The 17792-nt window shown below is 71.2% G+C and carries 15 protein-coding genes and 1 pseudogene; 7 read left to right on the forward strand and 9 right to left on the reverse strand.

What is annotated here, in order from left to right; all coding sequences use genetic code 11:
• Positions 1-65: 65 nt before the first annotated feature.
• Genes GA0070561_RS34160 through GA0070561_RS10245 form a run of 3 tightly spaced genes read right to left on the reverse strand, consistent with a single transcriptional unit; the run spans position 66 to position 3143 of the window.
• Entirely contained in the window at positions 66-1619 is a 1554-nt protein-coding gene (locus GA0070561_RS34160; RefSeq protein WP_244166140.1) for a hypothetical protein, read from the reverse strand.
• 9 nt (positions 1620-1628) lie between these two features.
• Complete coding sequence (locus GA0070561_RS10240; RefSeq protein WP_091398821.1) at positions 1629-2492, reverse strand: alpha/beta hydrolase; 864 nt, start codon at positions 2490-2492, stop codon at positions 1629-1631.
• Positions 2493-2546: 54 nt separating this feature from the next.
• The gene (locus GA0070561_RS10245; RefSeq protein ID WP_091398834.1) at positions 2547-3143 is read right to left on the reverse strand and encodes a helix-turn-helix domain-containing protein; all 597 of its coding nucleotides are present in this window, start codon (positions 3141-3143) and stop codon (positions 2547-2549) included.
• A 78-nt stretch (positions 3144-3221) separates the two neighbouring features.
• Here GA0070561_RS10245 and GA0070561_RS10250 point away from each other — a divergent pair, with 78 nt between their 5' ends.
• A complete protein-coding gene (locus GA0070561_RS10250; protein WP_091398836.1) occupies positions 3222-4796 on the forward strand; it encodes a bifunctional NAD(P)/FAD-dependent oxidoreductase/class I SAM-dependent methyltransferase in 1575 nt (524 codons plus the stop codon).
• A gap of 269 nt (positions 4797-5065) precedes the next feature.
• Positions 5066-6778 (forward strand): coiled-coil domain-containing protein, encoded by a 1713-nt coding sequence (locus GA0070561_RS10255; RefSeq protein WP_091398838.1) that lies wholly within the window; start codon positions 5066-5068, stop codon positions 6776-6778.
• An 85-nt stretch (positions 6779-6863) separates the two neighbouring features.
• On the opposite strand, the gene GA0070561_RS10260 is transcribed toward GA0070561_RS10255, so the two are convergent.
• A complete protein-coding gene (locus GA0070561_RS10260; protein WP_141710347.1) occupies positions 6864-7337 on the reverse strand; it encodes a hypothetical protein in 474 nt (157 codons plus the stop codon).
• 184 nt (positions 7338-7521) lie between these two features.
• On the opposite strand from GA0070561_RS10260, the gene GA0070561_RS10265 reads away from it, so the two are divergent.
• Positions 7522-8916 (forward strand): dihydrolipoyl dehydrogenase family protein, encoded by a 1395-nt coding sequence (locus GA0070561_RS10265; RefSeq protein WP_091398841.1) that lies wholly within the window; start codon positions 7522-7524, stop codon positions 8914-8916.
• Positions 8917-8928: 12 nt separating this feature from the next.
• Here the strand turns inward: GA0070561_RS10265 and GA0070561_RS34165 are convergent.
• Positions 8929-9216, reverse strand: a pseudogene (locus GA0070561_RS34165) (hypothetical protein); the annotation flags it as partial.
• Between the two features lie 14 nt (positions 9217-9230).
• Positions 9231-9479 (reverse strand): hypothetical protein, encoded by a 249-nt coding sequence (locus GA0070561_RS10275; protein ID WP_091398843.1) that lies wholly within the window; start codon positions 9477-9479, stop codon positions 9231-9233.
• 260 nt (positions 9480-9739) lie between these two features.
• Here GA0070561_RS10275 and GA0070561_RS10280 point away from each other — a divergent pair, with 260 nt between their 5' ends.
• Both GA0070561_RS10280 and GA0070561_RS10285 read left to right on the forward strand, forming a co-directional pair.
• Positions 9740-10957, forward strand: a complete 1218-nt coding sequence (locus tag GA0070561_RS10280) for a helix-turn-helix domain-containing protein (protein WP_091398846.1) — start codon at positions 9740-9742, stop codon at positions 10955-10957.
• Positions 10958-10966: 9 nt separating this feature from the next.
• Positions 10967-11503: a GNAT family N-acetyltransferase gene (locus GA0070561_RS10285; RefSeq protein WP_091398850.1), complete on the forward strand. Its 537-nt coding sequence runs from the start codon at positions 10967-10969 to the stop codon at positions 11501-11503.
• A 36-nt stretch (positions 11504-11539) separates the two neighbouring features.
• Here GA0070561_RS10285 and GA0070561_RS10290 read toward each other — a convergent pair whose 3' ends face one another.
• Genes GA0070561_RS10290 through GA0070561_RS10300 form a run of 3 tightly spaced genes read right to left on the reverse strand, consistent with a single transcriptional unit; the run spans position 11540 to position 14167 of the window.
• On the reverse strand, positions 11540-12307 hold the full coding sequence (locus GA0070561_RS10290) for a nucleotidyltransferase (protein ID WP_091398864.1): 768 nt from the start codon (positions 12305-12307) through the stop codon (positions 11540-11542).
• 37 nt (positions 12308-12344) lie between these two features.
• Complete coding sequence (locus tag GA0070561_RS10295; protein ID WP_091398867.1) at positions 12345-13685, reverse strand: hypothetical protein; 1341 nt, start codon at positions 13683-13685, stop codon at positions 12345-12347.
• A 5-nt stretch (positions 13686-13690) separates the two neighbouring features.
• Entirely contained in the window at positions 13691-14167 is a 477-nt protein-coding gene (locus GA0070561_RS10300; protein ID WP_091398869.1) for a cupredoxin domain-containing protein, read from the reverse strand.
• Between the two features lie 103 nt (positions 14168-14270).
• On the opposite strand from GA0070561_RS10300, the gene GA0070561_RS10305 reads away from it, so the two are divergent.
• A complete protein-coding gene (locus tag GA0070561_RS10305; protein WP_091398871.1) occupies positions 14271-15134 on the forward strand; it encodes a copper resistance CopC family protein in 864 nt (287 codons plus the stop codon).
• Between the two features lie 248 nt (positions 15135-15382).
• Positions 15383-17788 (forward strand): RICIN domain-containing protein, encoded by a 2406-nt coding sequence (locus GA0070561_RS10310; RefSeq protein WP_091398873.1) that lies wholly within the window; start codon positions 15383-15385, stop codon positions 17786-17788.
• The last annotated feature ends 4 nt before the right edge of the window (positions 17789-17792 follow it).

A 17792-nucleotide genomic window follows, 5' to 3' on the forward strand; every position in this document is an offset into this window, starting at 1 on the left:
GTCGGACCGGAGGGGAACCGGTCCGGCCCTCGCGGCACGTCACGACCACGTCACGACGGTCGACGTCACTGATTCGGCAGTGGCGCAACCACCTCGGTCAGCCGCCAGGCCCTGCTCGCGACGTCGTAGACCATCCTGCGGTCGACCTTCTTCGGGACCGACTGGCCGAGCCGCCACGATTCGGATGTGGCGTGCAGATCGACAGTCACCGAGCCCGGCGTCGCGGTGCCCAACTCGCCGATCCAATGCCGGCTCTCCTCGATCAGCCTCTGCACGGTCTCGACGTCGGGCGCCGTCACCTCCACCATCGTGGTATCGACAAGCGCCGAGCCGACAAGCAGGGCCAGGAGCCGGCCGAGGACCGCCGCAGGCACCGCGCGGTCCGTCGTCTCGACAGCCACGTAGCAGTCGTCGTGCCCGGAGAACAACACGCGTGAGCCTGCCAGCGCGGGTAGGACCGGCTCGTCGTACGTGGCCGTTCCGATGACGACGATCATCTCGTCGACCTGGGCGGCGGAAGGCGTGGCCGGCACGTCGACGAGTGTCAGGTTGTAGGGGTACCAGCCGGCCAGGAACCGGGGCAGCTGCTCCCGGCGGATCAGCACTGCCTCTTCGCTCAGGCCGACGACCCCGGCCGCCAGCGCAGCGACCTGGTGCACCTCGAAGCTGACGCCCTGCTCCGCCGCGATCCGCGACGGCCGCCACTGCTGATACTCCTCATCCAGGAAGCTGTTGGTCTCCAGGCCGACAACCATGATGGTGTCGTTCCCGGCGAGCATGAGCACGTCGGCCAGCTCGGCGGCCTGCGCCGCGGTCGCGGTCACCATCCAGGAGCCGCCTGTCTCGCGAACGCTGAAGCTCAACGGGAAGGGCGCGCGGTCCAGTCCCACGCTGTTCGCGGAGAACGCGCCATGGGGTCCGACCTCTACCGTCGCGGCGCCGTCCCCGGCGATCGGGTAGCCGATCTCGGTGAGGTCCACCCGCAGGTCGGCGACGGTGAGCTGCGGATTCAGGGCCCTTGTCACGGTGTCGGTGAGCGGTCGATGGGCGACGACGTGCTCGACTGCCGCCCGGTCCACAGTCATCTCGTAGTAGTCGCCGGCGAACTCGACGAAGCGGTCGACGATGTCGTCGAACAGGATGTCGAGCAGCCCGGACCCGTCCGGGCCGTTGTCGTCGTAGGGCCCGCTCGGGGGTGGGAAGGCGATGCCGTTCCCGGCGTGCCAGCGATCGTCCCCCGCCAGTCGCCACAGCACTGTCGTCGCGACGAGTTGCCCGTCCTCGTCGCAGAAGGCGGGTTCCGTCACCTGTGGACGCAGCACCTCCGGTACACCGTCGATCAGGCCCGGCCACAGCTCGTGGTCCGGATGACAGTACGGCGACATCGCCGACTCATGATCGAAGAGTCGGATGAAGGCGCCGTCGGCGGTGAACACGACGGTCCACTCATCGCCGCTGCCGTTGCTCATCAGCGCCGCCTCGTCCGTGCCCCAGTTCGAGGTGTAGCCGTAGTAGGGATCCCCACCGTCGATGATGCGTTCGAGCACGGCCAGCGCCTTGCAGCGCTGCCGCAGCAGGTCGATGTCGGGAAGTTTGGCGGCGACGTCGTAGGCGGTCACCGGGTCACCCTAGTGAGGCGGCAGCACCCCGGTCCCGGGGGCGAGGACCCGGGTGAAGAACGCCAGGGTGTCGCGGATCAGCGGTTCCAGCGGCACTCCGGCGAAACAGTGGTCGGCGCCCTGCACCACCGACAGCTCGACCTCGGCACCCGCCGCGGTCAACGCTGCGGCGAGTTCTTCGCTCTGCCCCACCGGTACGACCAGGTCCTGGTCGCCGTGGATCAGCAGCATGGGTGGGGCCTGGTCGGTGACGTAGGTGATCGGACTGGCCGCCCGGCCCAGCCCCGGGTTCTCGGCCAACGGGGCGCCGATCAGCAGTGACTCGGGCGAGTCTGCCGCGTCGTGGTCGATCGTTCCGGACGGGTGTGCCTGCGACTGCATGGTCAACAGGTTCGACGGCGCGTACCAGCAGACCGCCGCCCGGACGCCGCTGTCGTCCTGGTCGTCCCCGGTCAGCGCGAGCATCGAGGCCAGGTGCCCACCGGCCGACTCACCCCACACCCCGATCCGCTCGCGGTCCACGCCCACCGTGTCGCCGTGTCGGCGCAGCCAGCGCACCGCCGCCGTGACGTCGTCGAGTTGAGCGGGGAAGTGCGCCTCGCCGCTGAGTCGGTACTGCGCGGAGGCGACAGCGAATCCGGCGCGGATGGCGGCGGTGAAGGGATCGACTTCCATGAGCCAGTCCGCCGGGTGCTTGGGCGAGCCGAACAACCACGCGCCACCGTGGATCCACACCAGGACCGGGGCTGGTGTGGCGGCCCCGGCCGGCACGGCAAGGTCCAACGTCAGCGGGCGGAAGCCCGGGACCTCGCTGACGACGATGTCGCGGTGCTCGACCCGGTCGGTCCAACCTCGGGATGCCGCATCGATCATCAGGCCATCTTCGCACCGACGACCCCGCCGTACCCGTCACGGAAGCCGAGATGATCACTGCTGCTTGTCTGGCGTGGCGGGGCGGGCGCGGACGTGCAACCGCTCCCCCTGCGGCCCGAAGAGACTGATGGCTTCGGCGGTGCCGGGGCCGGGGTTGAAGAAGAGGTGCGGAATGCGGGTGTCGAACTCGGCCACCTCCCCCGGGGTCAGCGTCAGATCACGGTCACCGAGCAGCAGGCGTAGCCGGCCGGAGAGCACGTAGAGCCACTCGTACCCCTCGTGGGCCTGCGGGATTCGGCCCCCGGCGGACGGGTCCGGCGGGAAGATCTGCTTGAACGCCTGGACACCGCCCGGTCGGCGGGTCAGCGGCAGGTACGTCACGCCGTGGATGATGATCGGTTTGGGGCGTACCCGGGGGTCGCCGGTGGCGGGGGCGTCGACCAGTTCGTCCAGCGCCACCTGGTAGGCCCTCGCCAGCGGAAGTAGCAGCTCCAGGGTGGGCCGGCGGCTACCGGACTCCAGCCGGGACAGGGTGCTCACCGAGATGCCGGTCAGGTCGGCGAGCTGGGTCAGCGTGGTCCCGCGTTGGTGACGCAGGGCACGCAGCCGGGGGCCGACGGCCGCCAGCGCGGCGCTGTCCTCGTTTGCCATAACGGCAAGGATAGTTGCCACCTTGCCGACGGCGACGGATGGTGGGCGCAGCCGACAGAGCAAGAGGGAGATATAGCGGTGGACGAGACATATGACGTGGTGGTGGTGGGTGGCGGTGCCGCAGGACTCAGCGGAGCCCTGGCGCTGAGCCGGGCCCGACGGTCGGTGCTGGTGATCGACTCCGGTGAGCCGCGCAATGCGCCGGCTGACCGGATCCACAACTACCTGGGCCGGGAGGGGACGCCGCCGGGCGAGTTGCTCGCGATCGGCCGGGCGGAGGTCGCCGGGTACGGCGGGCAGTTCCGCACCGGGCGGGTGCAGGCCGCGACCCGGGACGACGACGGGTTCCGGCTGAGCCTCGACGGCGGGGAATCGGTGCGGGCCCGCCGGCTGCTGGTGACCACCGGTCTGACCGACGAGCTGCCCGACGTGCCCGGCCTGGCCCAGCGGTGGGGTCGCGACGTGCTGCACTGCCCGTACTGCCACGGGTGGGAGGTTCGGGACCGCCGGATCGGCGTCCTGGCGACCAGCCCGCTGAGCGTGCACCAGGCCGAGATGTGGCGACAGTGGAGCCCCAGCGTGCTGCTCCTGCTGCACGACTCCCCGGCGCCGGACGCGGAGACCGCCGAGCGGCTCGCCGCCCGCAGCATCGCTGTGGTGCCCGGCCCGGTCGCCTCGGTGGAGGTGACCGACGACGCGCTGACCGGCGTACGGCTCGCCGACGGCCGGGTGGTGGCGCTCGACGCGATCGTGGTGGCGACGCGGCTGACTCCCCGCGCCGACATGCTGGTGGGGTTGGGTCTGGCCCCGGAGGAGGTGACGATGGGTGAGCACGTCATCGGTGCCCAGATCCCGACCGACGCCACCGGCGCGACGACCGTCAGTGGTGTCTGGGTGGCGGGCAACGTGGCCGACATCCGCGGTCAGGTGATCACGTCCGCCGCGGCCGGCCTGAACGCGGCGGCGGCGATCAACGCCGATCTCATCGCCGAGGAGACCCGCGGCGCGGTGTCCGCGTACCGGCAGATGGTGGCCACGACGTTCGAGGAACCGGCGTGGGAGGAGCGTTACCAGTCCCGCCCCTCGGTCTGGAGTGGCCGGCCGAACCCGCAGCTGGTCGCCGAGGTCACCGACCTGGCCCCGGGGCGCGCCCTGGACGTGGGCAGCGGCGAGGGCGCCGACGCGGTGTGGTTGGCCGAGCGCGGCTGGCAGGTGACGGCGGTGGACATCTCCACCACGGCGTTGAGCCGGGCCGCCGCGCACGCCGAGGCCGCCGGCGTGGGCGACCGGATCGAGTTCACCCACGCCGACCTACGGGACAAGCCACCCACCGAGGAGGCGTACGACCTGGTGTCCGCGCAGTTCATGCACCTGCCACCGGCGGCGCGGCGGGAGTTGTTCGGCCGGCTGGCCGCGGCGGTGGCACCCGGCGGCGTCCTGCTGATCGTCGGGCACCACCCATCCGATCTGTGGGGGTCGGCGCACCGGATGCACATGCCGGACGCGATGTACACCGCGCAGGACGTGGCCGCCGATCTGGAGCCGGCCCACTGGGAGGTGCTGACGGCGGAGGAACGCTCCCGTCTCGCCACCAACCCCAACGGCGAGGACATCACCCACCACGACGCGGTCCTGGTCGCCCGCCGACGCTGACCTCGCGCGACCACGTCGCCCTACGGATCCCACGTTGGCCTGCGTCGATCATGGAGTGGTGGTGGATGACAAAGGTGGTGGAGCACCACCTTTCCGGCACCAGGAGTCCATGATCGGCGCGGGATCGGGGCAACGCGGGACGGCAACGTGAGAGGTGGTGGGGCAGGACTTCGCATGAGGTCCGCTCGGCGGTAGCGTTGCGCCACACTGACGGCCCGTGGGGCAGGCGACCGCCGACCCTGACGCCCCGATCGTACGGAGGATGGTGCATGTCCATCGGCGCTGAGCCGCACGCAGCACGCGACGATGCGGCCTCCCGGCCGAGCTTCGAGCTCGCCCTGCGCGGATACGACAAACGCCAGGTGGACCGGCACCTGGAGCAGCTGGACGGCCAGATCGCGATGCTGAGCGGGGAGCACGGGCGCTCCGCCGTCCGCGTCCGTGAACTGACCGCCGAAGTGCAGCGGCTGCGTGCCGAGCTGGCCGAGCTTCAGGAGCAACCCGTGCAGGTGGACCGCGCTTCGTTCCATGATCTGGGCCCGATGGTCGGCGAGATCATGGCGCTCGCCGAGAAGCAGGCCGGCATCATCACCGAGTCGGCCACCGACCGGGCCAACGAGCTGCGCAGCGAGTCCGAGCGGATCCTCGCCGACACCCGTGAGCGGGCCGCGCAGGCACGTCAGGATCTGGCCGAGGAGCTGGCCGCCCGGCGGGCCGAGCAGGAGCAGGCGCACGAGGAACGGCGCACCCTGGCCGAGGCCGAATTGACAGCGATCCGCGAGCACGCCGAACAGCTGCGGGCCGACGGTGAGGCCGCGCACGAGCGCGCCCAGCACGAGGCCAAGCGGATCACCGAGCAGAGCGCGCAGCAGCTCAACCAGACCCGGGTCGCCGCCGACGCGCTGATGAAGTCGGCCCGTACCCAGATCCAGCAGGAACTCCAGTCGGCCCGCTCCAAGCACCAGCAGGAGATGGCCCAGTGGCAGGCCAACGTGGAGCGAGAGGTCAACGAACGGCGTACCGCCGCCGAGCAGGACATCGCCGAACAGCAGGCCGCCGCCGAGCAGGAACTGGCCGAGGAGCGCAGCGCGACCGAGCAGCAGATCGCCGCGCTGCTGGCCGAGGCGCAGCAGCACGTGACCGAGCTGCGCAACCGCGCCGACGAGCAGGCCGCCAGCCACCAGCAGCAGCTCGCCGTCCTGCAGAAGGAGCTTGAGGAGCGCCGGCAGGAGGCCGCCGAGCTGAACGCCGAGCTGGACACCGGCCGCCAGCAGCTCGCCGAGATTCGCCAGGAGGGCGAGACGCTGGAGAACGAGCTGTCCCGGATGCAACAGCGACTCAGTGAGGTCCGTCGGGACCTGACCGCCGAAAGTGCCCGGTTGGACGAGGCCCGGCGGGCCGGCGACTCCGCCGAGCGGCACGCCAAGGAGGTCCGCGCCCGCGTACAGCGGGAGGCAAAGCGGGTGGCCGACCTAGCCGCCGCCGCGGTCATGGCCGCGGCAGCCGGCGGTACGGAGACCGCTGAGTACCCGATGGTGGGTTCCCGCTCCAGCGCCGACCGGCCCGCCCCGGAGCGGGTAGGGGTCGAGCGGCTCAACGTCGACCGCGCCGGCGTCGACCGGCACCCCGCGGAGCGACCCATCGTGGACGACGCGGACGCCGATCGCGCCACCACCGACCGCGCCCCGCTCAACGCCGCACCTGCCGACCGGAGCCCGGTCGAGAACGGCTACGCCGACCTGACCCCGGTGGAACAGGCCAATGGTGACCGGTCCCCGGCGGAGCAGGCGAACGACGAGCGTGCGGACGCACCGGCGGTGGCGGACGAGCCGACAACGTCCGAACGTACGGCGGCCCGGGAGGTTGGCGCCGACGACGCCGAGCGGACCTTCCCTCGGCACATCGGCACGGACGCACCGACGCCCGTACCGTTCCTGGCCTTCGGGCAGCCGGTCAGCGAGAACGGCGCCGCCCGGCACTGACCCCAGCCGCGGTTGCACCCGGGCCCGGAGCGGATCCGCACGGGCCCGGGCCGGGCGGCCGGTCGTCGGTCGATGACCAGGCCACTCAAGAGGGCGACTGGGCTGACTGATCGAGGTACTTCCGCAGCTCGGCGATCTCCTCGTCGGTGAGGACGGGCGCGAAGTCCAGGTGCTCGCTGGGATGGACGGCTGTGCCGGAGCCGGCCACCGTGACGAACCAGGCGCCCTCGTGGCCGAACCAGTGCGCCTGTCCGGCCATACCGACGTCGACGGCGTCGTCCGGCGCGGCGGACTCACCTGCCGAGACGATTCGCACCCACTGCCCGTCGCGCCCATACGGCGGCTGAGGGATCGCCACGTCCAGGTGATCCTCGGCGATTCGTTCCGTCGGCACACCGAACAGGCGGGCGGCACCCTCGCGTGCCACAGTGCTCACCTCCCTCAGGCTGCCGGTGACGCCGACCAGCACCTCCCCCTCGGGTCCTTCCACCAGCACTGCGTACGAGCGATCAGGCTCATGGCGGACCCGTGCACGGAACCGCAGCGGGAGTTCAGGCATCCAGCAATGATCCCTCACCGGGCTCGCCACGGCGGCACGGCGATCTACTTCTCATGAACCGATCAAGGTGCGGGCGATTCTGCGTGGAACCGGGTTGCCGTAGCCGGTTGGGCTGGCAGGCTGGGTTGGCCGCCGCGCACCAGCGGTGGCCGCCGGCTTGGCCGGTGACCGAGAGGAGCGCCCGGTGACCGACCAACCGGAGGAGTTCGACCTGCTCGTCGTCGGTGGCGGCAAGGCCGGCAAGACGTTGAGCATGGACGTCGCCCGTTCCGGTCAGCGGGTCGCCATGGTCGAGCGCGGCATGATCGGCGGCAGCTGCATCAACGTCGCGTGCATCCCGACGAAGGCGCTGGTGACCAGCGCCCGGGCCGCCCGTCAGCTGCGGGACGCGTCGGCGCTCGGCCTGACGGTGGAGGGCGGCCGGGTCGACATCGACCTGTTGCGCGCGCACAAGCAGGACGTGGTCGAGGGGATGGTCGCCGCCAACCGGCAGCAGTTCCTCGACTCCGGCCTGCACCTGGTGATCGGCGAGGCCCAGTTCGTCGGCCCACGAACCGTACGGGTGGCACTCGCCGACGGCGGCGCGCGACTGCTGCGCGGCAGCGACGTGGTGATCAACACGGGCACCCGCCCCCATCTGCCGTCGGTGCCCGGGATGGCCGAGGCCGGGGTGCTCACCAGCGACGAGTTGCTGCACCTGGACCGGCTGCCGGCCCGCCTGGTGGTGCTCGGCGGCGGCACCGTCGGGGTGGAGTTCGCGCAGATGTTCGCGCTGTTCGGCAGCGCGGTGACACTGGTCGAGGGTGGTCCACGGCTGCTCACCCGCGAGGACCCGGACATCAGCGACGCGGTGATGCGCGTCTTCCTCGATGATGGCATCGACGTACGGGTGGGTGTCGCGGTCGCGCGGGTCGACCGGGAGGCCGACGGCTCGCTGCGGGTGACGCTGGACGACGGCAGCGTGGTGATCGGGGACGACGTGCTGGTGGCGGCCGGCCGGGAACCGGTCACCGACGGGCTCGGCCTGGACGTGGCCGGCGTACGGCTCAGCGAGCGGGGCTTCGTGGAGGTCGACGAACACCTGCGCACCAGCGCCGAGCGCACCTGGGCGGCCGGGGACGTCGCCGGCAGCCCACAGTTCACCCACGTCTCGCTGGACGACTACCGGATCATCCGGGCGAACCTCGCCGGAGGCCAGCGCAGCACCGCCGACCGGCTGATCCCGTACACGGTCTTCACCACTCCGGAACTGGCGCGGGTCGGGCTGACCGAGACCGAGGCGCGCCGCGCCGGGTACGACATCCAGGTCGCCCACCTGCCGGTCGCCGCCATCCCCCGGGCGCGCACCCTGCGCCAGACCCAGGGCATGTGGAAGGCGGTCATCGACACCAGCACCGACCGGATCCTCGGTGCGGCGTTGCTCGGCGCCGAGGCCGGTGAGGTGATCACCTCGGTGCAGCTGGCCATGCTCGCCGGGATGCCGTGGACCGCACTGCGGGACGCGGTCATCACCCACCCGACCATGACCGAGGGTCTCAACCTGCTCTTCGCCTCGCTGGAGTCCAGCCCGGTCCGTTGAGCGCCGCGAGGCCCGCCGACCCCAGGCCACGAAGCGGTCGTACAACTCGCGCGGGCTGGGTCCGTCGTAGGGGTTGAGGTGGTGAAGATCCTGGGTGGCCTCATAGAACATGCCTGCCAGGTAGATCGTCAGTCCCGACGGGTTGTCATCGAACTCCGCCCTGAGCAGCAGCTTTGCGTCGTGGCAGGGCCACTGCTGGTCGTCCACTCGGCAACGCCACACCGGGCGTAGCGGGGTGTGTGTCTCGCCGTCGCGCACCGGGTGGGCCGTGAGTCCGTGCCGCTCCGTGTCAACCTCCAGGGGCTGATCCGCGCTCACCGCTGGCCGGCCAGGTTCAGGCGGATCGCCGAGGCGAGCACCTGGTGCTCGAAGCAGGACCCGGTGCCGCAGTCCGGAGGGTCATGGCGGCGGCACACGTGCCCTCTCACCCAGACCCAGCCGCTGGTCGGCCCCGGACGGATGGCCACGACGATCACCACCTCGTCTCGTCGGGCTGGCACGGTGGGCTCGCACAGCCACTCCCCGGCCAGGAGGAACAGCTTGGTTCCGGCGGGCACCTCCACGTCGGCATCCCTTGCCGCCGCTCTCCCAATCCAGTTCATGATGTCCGCCCCCAGGGCTTGTGTGTGGTGGCCGACTAGAGCGAGATAGCGGTCGGCCACCACATCCAGCGGCTACGACAGACCACGCCGTCCGGCAGCGATCCGCCGCGCCTATTCACGCCGCCCGAGATCGACCGACATGGGTAGCGTGGCCGCTACGCTGCGGGGTGTGGCAGCCGTGAGCAGTGGGCCCACACGGGAGCCCACACGCCGGGGGTGAGATGGACGGTTTCGGGGACACACTCAGACAGCACCGCAAAGCCGCCGGCTGGTCGCTGCGGAAGTTCGCCGAGCTGACGGCGTACGACTTCGGCTATCTCGGACAGATCGAACGCGGCGACCGCCCCACCAACCCGGCGGTGGTGGCCGCCTACGACCGCGCGTTGTCGGCTGGTGGTGCATTGGAGAAGGCGTACGGAAGCAAGCAGGCAGGCGACAAGGACGTGCGCAGACGGTCGGTACTCCAGGCAATGGGCGCGCTCGCCGCGGTGCCTGCAGTGGACCGTCTGGTGGGATGGGAGGCCTTGCGGCATGGGATCGGCGCCGCCGTCGATGTCGACTTCGATGAGTGGACCGAGATAGTCGCGGACTACGGACGCGGCTACTACCGCCAACCGCACGACCAACTCATGGCCCAACTCGGGCGGGACCTGGCCGTGTTGCAGCACCAGATCGCCGCCGCCGACGAGCACCATCGTCCATTGCTGCTACGCGCCGCTGGCCACCTGTCGGTCATCGTGGCGCTCAGCCTGAACGCGTGCGGGCAGACCGTGCTGGCCGGCAGGTGGCGGGCCAGCGCGAAGCGTATCGCCGACGAATCCGGCGACGCGGACACGCGGGTGCTCACCCGGGCGTGGGACGTAGTGAACGGCTGCTACGACGGTCGGGCACCGACCACGGTGATAGCGCTGGCCGACCAGGTGCTGCCGCTGACCGACGGTACGCCTTCGGCGGCGACGTGCGGGCTGCTCGCGGGCCGGGCGCAGGCACTATCGCTTGGCGGCCGGCACGCCGAGGCGGTGGCCTGCGTGCGCGCCCTCGCCGACCGGGTGGAGGAGCTGCCCGCCACGGTGACCGCCGACGTGGAGTCGCTGTGGGGATGGCCAGAGCACCGGCTTCGGCACACCGAGTCGTGGGTGTATGCCCACGCCGGTGACCAGCACGCCGCCGAGGCCGCACAGCACCGCGCCCTGGAGCTGTACCCGCCGTCGCAGCAGCGGCTACGAACGCAGGTGCAGCTGCACCAGGCGGCGGCATTGTGCCGCAACGGGTACATCCCCGACGGGTTACGCCTCGCCGCGGACCTGCTCGACCAGCTACCCGCCGAACAGCACAACGAACTCGTACGGGCGGTAGCCCGGCAGGTTGCCGCCGCCGTTCCCGACGCCGAGCGACACCGGCCGGTTTACGGCGAGTTGGTAGAGCGGGTACGCGTCTAGCATCCGGGCATGGGCTTGATCTACACCACCAGCCACGGCCGGGACGCGGCCCGCTTCTTCGGACCGCTTGTCGACTTGTACGAGTGTGTGTACGCCGAGCCGCCGTACGAGGAAGGCCCCGACCAGGTGGCCCGTTTCCGCGACCGCCTGCCCGGGGAGGCCGACCGGCCGGGTTTCACCCTCGTCACCGTCGCCGTGGACGCGTCACTGGTCGGTGCCGCCTACGGGTGGACCATGTCGGCCGGCGACTGGTGGTCCCGGGCCGACGCCGACCCGCCCGCCGAGATTCGTGCGGCGGCGAAACTGGCTGTGATGGAGTGGATCGTCCACCCGCACCGCCGCGGCGAGGGCGTCGGCGCGGAGCTGATGCGCCGGCTGCTCGCCGACCGCTCGGAGCGGTACGCGACTCTCGCCTCGGATCCCCGCTCCCGGGCACGGAAGGTCTACGCGCGCAACGGGTGGCGGCAGGTCGGCACATCAGTCCTGCCGTGGGGTCCGCCCATGGACCTTCTCGTCCTGGACCTTGTCCCAAAAGCGGTTGGCTGAGCGCCGCGAGGCCCACCCGGCAACCGCGCAACGGGGCTACCCGGCGATCTCGTCGCGTACCCGTTGTTGGAAGGCGCGGGCCTGCGCCCCGGTGGGCGGCGGCCCGCCGTTTCGTGCGGCGACCGCCTGACGGATCACCTCGGCCCGGTCGCCGGCGTCGATCAGCCGCTGACCGGCGGCCACCTTTGCCAACCAGACGCCGTCGCGGTGGCGCACCAGCGATCGGCAGGCGCCGAGTACGGCGTCCTCGGTGCCGGGCGCGGGTTGGTCGCCCGGCGGTGTGGGCAGGGCCAACCACCAGGACAGCGCGTCGATGAGCAACCGGCGCAGGTCGGCCGGGGCGAGGTCGGCGAAGGCCTCCCCCGCCGGTGGGCCGAGCAGCGGGAGTCCACCCTGGTGCAGGATGCTGCGGTCGAGGCCGTACCAGAATCGGCCGTCGGCGGCCGGGCGGTCGGCGGGGTCGAGGGTGCGCCGGAACGGCATGCCGGCCCCGGTGTTCAGTTCGACCTCGAAGCCGGGCTCCGGGGTGCCGGAGGCGGCCACCGCCCGGTCGTAGACGACCAACTCCAGTCCGCGCGCGGGGCAGGGCAGCGCCTCGTGCCGCAGCCGGGCGACCAACGTCTGCTTGGCGGCGTCGGTGAGCGGTCCGACGCTGAGCAGCGCCACGTCCACGTCGCTGCGGCCGGGCTGGTACGCCCCGAGCCCCACCGAGCCGGCCGCGTACGCGCCGACCAGTTCGGCGCCGAGCACGTCGCGGGCGGTGCTGACGAGGTCATCGAGGTAGCGCTGAAGATCGGAGTCCACGGGCCATCATGACGCACGGGTCAGCACCCGGGCGGGGCTACCCCGCGTAGAGCAGCAGCAGACCGGCGACGGTGTAGGCGACCATCAGCGCCAGCAGGGGTAGTTGGCCGGCCACCGCCCGGGCCCGGGGGAACAGGTACAGGGCGCGGTCGTGGGCCAGCAGCGTACCGAGCAGGTGCCCGAGGATGATGACGGTGATCTGGAGGGTCGCCACCCCGGAGGGCGTGATCAGCGCGGTCTGGGGTTCCCAGTCGGCGGTGCCGAACCAGTTGGCGCCGGTGCCCAGGGGGTCGGAGAGCAACGCGACGGTGCGCTGGCCCTCCAGGATCAGCAGCGAGTAGTAGTGCGCGACCACGTACCCCACCGCGATCGGCACGATGGAGTGGGCGATCTCGCCCGGCAGCCCACGGGCTTCGGCCCCGTCGGCGCGACCGATGCGCGCCGCGGCACCGGTGGCGGCGAGGTACGCCACCGCGACGGCGGCGATGACGAGGCTCAGACCGGCGCTGCCGGTGACCGCCGGGTGCAGGCCGTTCTCCTGGCTGAAGCGCAACCAGCCCGGCGCGTTGGAGAGGCTGTCGTACATGGTCGAGCCGAGCAGCACGATCACCACGGCGACCAGCCCGGGGCGGGGTCGCAGGCCGGCGATCCCGTCGAGCGGGTTGCGCCAGACCAGCACGCCGTCGGCGGCCCGGCCGAGCGGGGCGAGCTGACCGATCACTGTGCTGTACGCCTCGAACGGGTCGGCGTGGTCGAACCAGCCGGCGCCGAACAGCACCGCGCCGGCCAGCAGGACAACCGCGTACCCGGCCAGCCAGGCGGTGATGACCGGCAGGGTGGCCCGGTCGGGGGCGACCAGTTCCAGCCAGACGAACCCGAACAGGGTGGCGGCGGCCGGCCACCAACCGACGCTGTCGGGCAGCTCACGGAGCCCACGGTTCGGGTCGCGCCGCACCGCCAGCGCCGCGAGCAGGTGCACCGTACGCAGCGGGTTGACCACCCGCCAGATCGGGCCCAGCAGCAGCGACAGCGGGGCCAGCCCGACCCAGAGCAGCACGTAGAGCGCGCCGGCGGTCGGGTTGTCCGCGGTGTCCGGCCCGCCCAGCAGACCGAGGCAGAACCAGGCGGCGGCGAGCAGGCCGAGCCCGCGCAGCGTCCACCGGAACGGGGGCGCGTCGACGAGTCGGGCGAGCCACCGCGGCACCGGGCGACCGCCGGTGGCGTCCCGGTCGAGCCGGGGTTCGCGCCAGAGAAGGCCCAGCGCCACGAACGTGACGACGAGGGTCAGCGCTGCGGCGACGACGAGCTGCGGCAGCGTGATCGGCAGGTCCTGGCGGCCGCCGACGCCGTGTGCCAGCAGCGTGGGAGCGGCCGTCATGTCGTTCAGCGGACGACGAGCTGGAAGAGCACCAGCTCGGAGTCGTGCGTCTCCACCTCGAACAGCCCGGTCTTGTCGGCGCGGAACTCCACCGAGCCGGGCGTGCCGGCCGGCAGCCGGGCGCCCAGGTCGTAGCCGTGCACGTGCAATTCGTCGGCCACGTCGGAGGTGACGGTGATCCGGACCAGCTGGCCCTTACTGACGGTGACCCGTCCGGTCGGCGGATCGACCCGCTTCTTGACGATCGTGACGGTGATCTGTTGGTCCACCGCGGTGGTGCTGGCGGAGGCGCTGGGCGTGCTGGTGGCCGTCGGGGCCGGCGCGGTGGGGGTGGCGCTCGACGGGGCCGCGGACGTCGGCACCGTCGAGGGGGTGGCCACCGAGGGGTCGTCGTCCTGCCCGCAACCGGCGAGGAGCAGGGCGGCGAGGGTGGCGGCGGCGAGGGCGACGGCGGTCCGGGCGGCGGGGGTACGGACGAACACGGGCGGACTCCGAACGACGCGAGGGGGACGGGTGTCGGGTTGATCGTCGGGGAGGAGAACTCTACGTCTTGTTCGGTGCCGGGGAAATGACCATGATGAACGGATGCGATCGAAGCTGGTCACTGTGCGTGAGGTCCTGAGCCGTGTCGTGGCAGCGCTGGCGGCGACCCTGGTGGTGTCGTTGCTGCTGCCGGTCGCCCCGGCGTCCGCGCACGGCCAGCTGGCGACCTCCACGCCGCTGAAGGGCACTGTCGTACGCGAGCCGCTGACCCGGTTGGCGTTGTACTTCACCGAGAAGCCGGCCTCCAACGCGCACTTCGCCATCAGCGCTCCGGACGGGTCGCGAGTGGACAACGGGTGGTCCTACGGTGAGCCGAAGCGACTGGACAAGCCGGTCACCGAGTACTTCATGGTCAACGGCGTGTTCGAGCCGCGGCTCTACCACACCGGCTTCCCGGCCATGGTGACCGTCGCGCACTGGCCGGCGAAGGGCCGCTACACCGCCAGCTACCTCTCGGTCGCCTCGGACGGTGAGGCGGTGCGGGGCGAGGTGACCTTCGACTACCAGGGACCGGGCACACCGGCCCCGGCCGGCTGGTCGGCACCCACGGCGGGGCCGGATCCGGCGCTGCTCGCCCAGGCCGAGGGCGAGGGATCGAGCCCTGGGGCCAGCAGCAGCCCGGTCGCCCCCACCGGCGCCACGGCGGACGACCCGGCCGGCGCCACGCAGGAGCAACGCGGCGGCGGGTTCCCGGCCTGGCTGATCCCGGCCCTGATCGTCGTCGTGGTCTCGGCGATCGTGCTGGTGGCGGCCCGTCGCCGGCCCTCGGCGCGCGGGGCATCCACAGTGGATCGGCGGTCCGCTGGCGGCACGGGCCGGGGCGGAGCCGCAACCCGCAAGCCCGCCAACCCGACCCGGAAGAGCGGCAATCGGTCCGGCGGCCCGGCGCGGCGGGGACGTCGATAGACCGTCCCAATAGCCGGGCATTCTTCGCGTACCCTCGTGAACTTTCGCACGGACATTGGAAACTTTTGATGTATCGAGGCGAAGCCATGGACAGTCCAATCGAAACGCCTTAATGTTCCGAGCCATCCACCCGGTGTTTCCGCAACGTCACTCGTCGGCGTCGAGGACGTTACGGAGCCGGGCCGACGGTCATCCTCACCGCTGATCCACGCCGGCCGTCGGACACTCCACTGCCTCCTGGAGGAACGATGGGCACACGCCTGCTACGCCGACTCCACCATCCCGTCCTGGGTGCGCTGGCACTCGTCCTCGCCGCCGGTCTCTGGGCCGTCCCCGCCAACGCCGCCCCCGCGCAGGAACCGGGCGTCACGCTGCGCGTCTTCGACGTGCAGGTGCCGCTGTCCGAGTTGTGCACGCTCAAGCCCGCCCAGACCCCGAACGTGGACAAGCTGATGTCCACCATCAACTGGACCTCGGCGGCCGACTTCGGCTTCGAGGACAACTTCGTCTCGCAGGTGCTCGGCAACATCACCACCACCCAGGCCGGCAGCTACACCTTCCGGCTCAGCAGCGACGACGGCTCCAAGCTGTCGATCGACAACGCCGTGGTGATCAACCATGACGGCCTGCACGGCGCGACCCCGCCGAAAGAGGGCACTGTCACCCTCACCGCCGGCCTGCACCCGCTGCGCATCGACCACTTCGAGCGTGGGGGCGGGCAGCAGATCACCCTGGAGTGGAAGACTCCCGGTTCGTCGACCTTCGTGGTCGTACCGAACTCGGCGCTGAGCACCGACGCCGGCGTGGTCCGGGTGACCGCACCCGGACGCAAGGAGTGCGAGGGTGTCTCCGACACCCCCGGTGACGGCCTGCCGCTGACCGGCGTACACCCCGGCTACACCCTGACCAACCTGCGGCCCAGCGGCTTCCAGCCGAAGGTCACCGGCATGGACTGGCTGGCCGACGGCCGGCTGGTCATCAGCACCTGGGGCGGCAGCGACCAGTCCGGCACCTCCCAGGACGGCGAGGTCTGGATCCTCGGCAACACCGGCGGGTCGACAACCCCGGGCAACGTGACCACCAAGAAGATCGCCGGCGGCCTCAAGGAACCGATGGGGCTCAAGGTCGTCGACGGGGTGGTCTACGTGACCGAGAAGCAGCGGCTGACCCGGCTGGTGAACACCGGCGGTGACGAGGTGGCCGAGCGTCTGGAGACCGTGGCCACCTGGCCGTACGGCGGCAACTTCCACGAGTTCGCGTTCGGCCTGCTCTACCAGGACGGGTTCTTCTACCTGAACCTGTCGGTGTCGATCAACTCCGGTGGCGCCACCACCAACCCGCAGCCCGCCACCAACCGGGGCACCACCTTGAAGGTCAACAAGGACACCGGCGCGGTCAGCTACGTCGCCGGCGGTCTGCGTACGCCACACGGCATCGGCTGGGGCCCGGAGGGCGGCATCTTCGTCACCGACAACCAGGGCGGCTGGCTGCCCTCGTCGAAGCTGGTGCACGTCAAGCAGGGCAGGTTCTTCAACCACTTCACGAACCCGGCGGGTCCGTTCGACACCGCTCCGGTCACCCAACCGGTGCTCTGGATGCCGCAGAACGAGATCGCCAACTCGCCCAGCACTCCGCTCTACCTGACCAGCGGTCGCTACGCCGGTCAGTTCGTCATCGGTGACGTGACCTACGGCGGCCTGCAACGGGCGAATGTGGAGAAGGTCAACGGCGAGTACCAGGGCGCGCTGTTCCGACTCACCCAGGGCCTGGAGGCGGGCGTCTCCGAGGTCAACGTCGGCCCGGACGGCGCGATCTACGTCGGCGGGCTCGGCGCGGGCGGCAACTGGGGCCAGACCGGCAAGCTGTCGTACGGCCTGCAGAAGCTCACCCCGAACACCGCCACCACGTTCGAGATGCTCGCGATGCGCGCCACCACGACCGGCTTCGAGGTGGAGTACACCCAGCCGGTGTCCACGGCGACCGCCACCGACCTGGCCGCGCGCTACAAGCTCAAGCAGTGGCGGTACGTGGCGACGTCGAACTACGGCGGTCCGAAGATCGACGAGGAGACCCTGACCGTCACCGCGGCCACCCTCTCGGCGGACGGCAAGAAGGTCAGCCTCACGGTGCCCGGTCGCAAGGCGGGCAGGGTGGTGCACCTGCGCTCACCGCGCCCGTTCACCTCCACCAGCGGTCAGTCGCTGTGGAGCACCGAGGCGTGGTACACGCTCAACTCGATCCCGGGCAGTCCCCCGCCGCCGACCGGCGGCACCATCACCGGCGTCGGTGGCAAGTGCCTGGACGTCGACAACGCGGGCACCGCCGACGGCACGAAGATCCAGCTCTGGACCTGCAACGGCACCACGGCACAGTCGTGGACGAAGGTCGGCGACACGTACCGGGTGCTGGGCAAGTGCCTGGACGTGGACAACGGCGGTACCGCCAACGGCACGAAGGTTCAGCTCTGGACCTGCAACGGCAGCGGCGCGCAGGTCTGGCAGCCGCAGGCCGACGGGTCGATCCGCAACCCGCAGTCCGGCAAGGTCCTGGAGGCCGCCGGCGGTAGCAGCGCCGACCGCACCCAGATCCAGCTCGGCACGTACGCGGGCGGCGCACACCAGAAGTGGGTGGTCAGCAGCGGGGTAACCGGCTGACTCG

Source organism: Micromonospora saelicesensis, assembly GCF_900091575.1.
GTDB classification, from domain to species: Bacteria; Actinomycetota; Actinomycetes; order Mycobacteriales; family Micromonosporaceae; genus Micromonospora; species Micromonospora saelicesensis.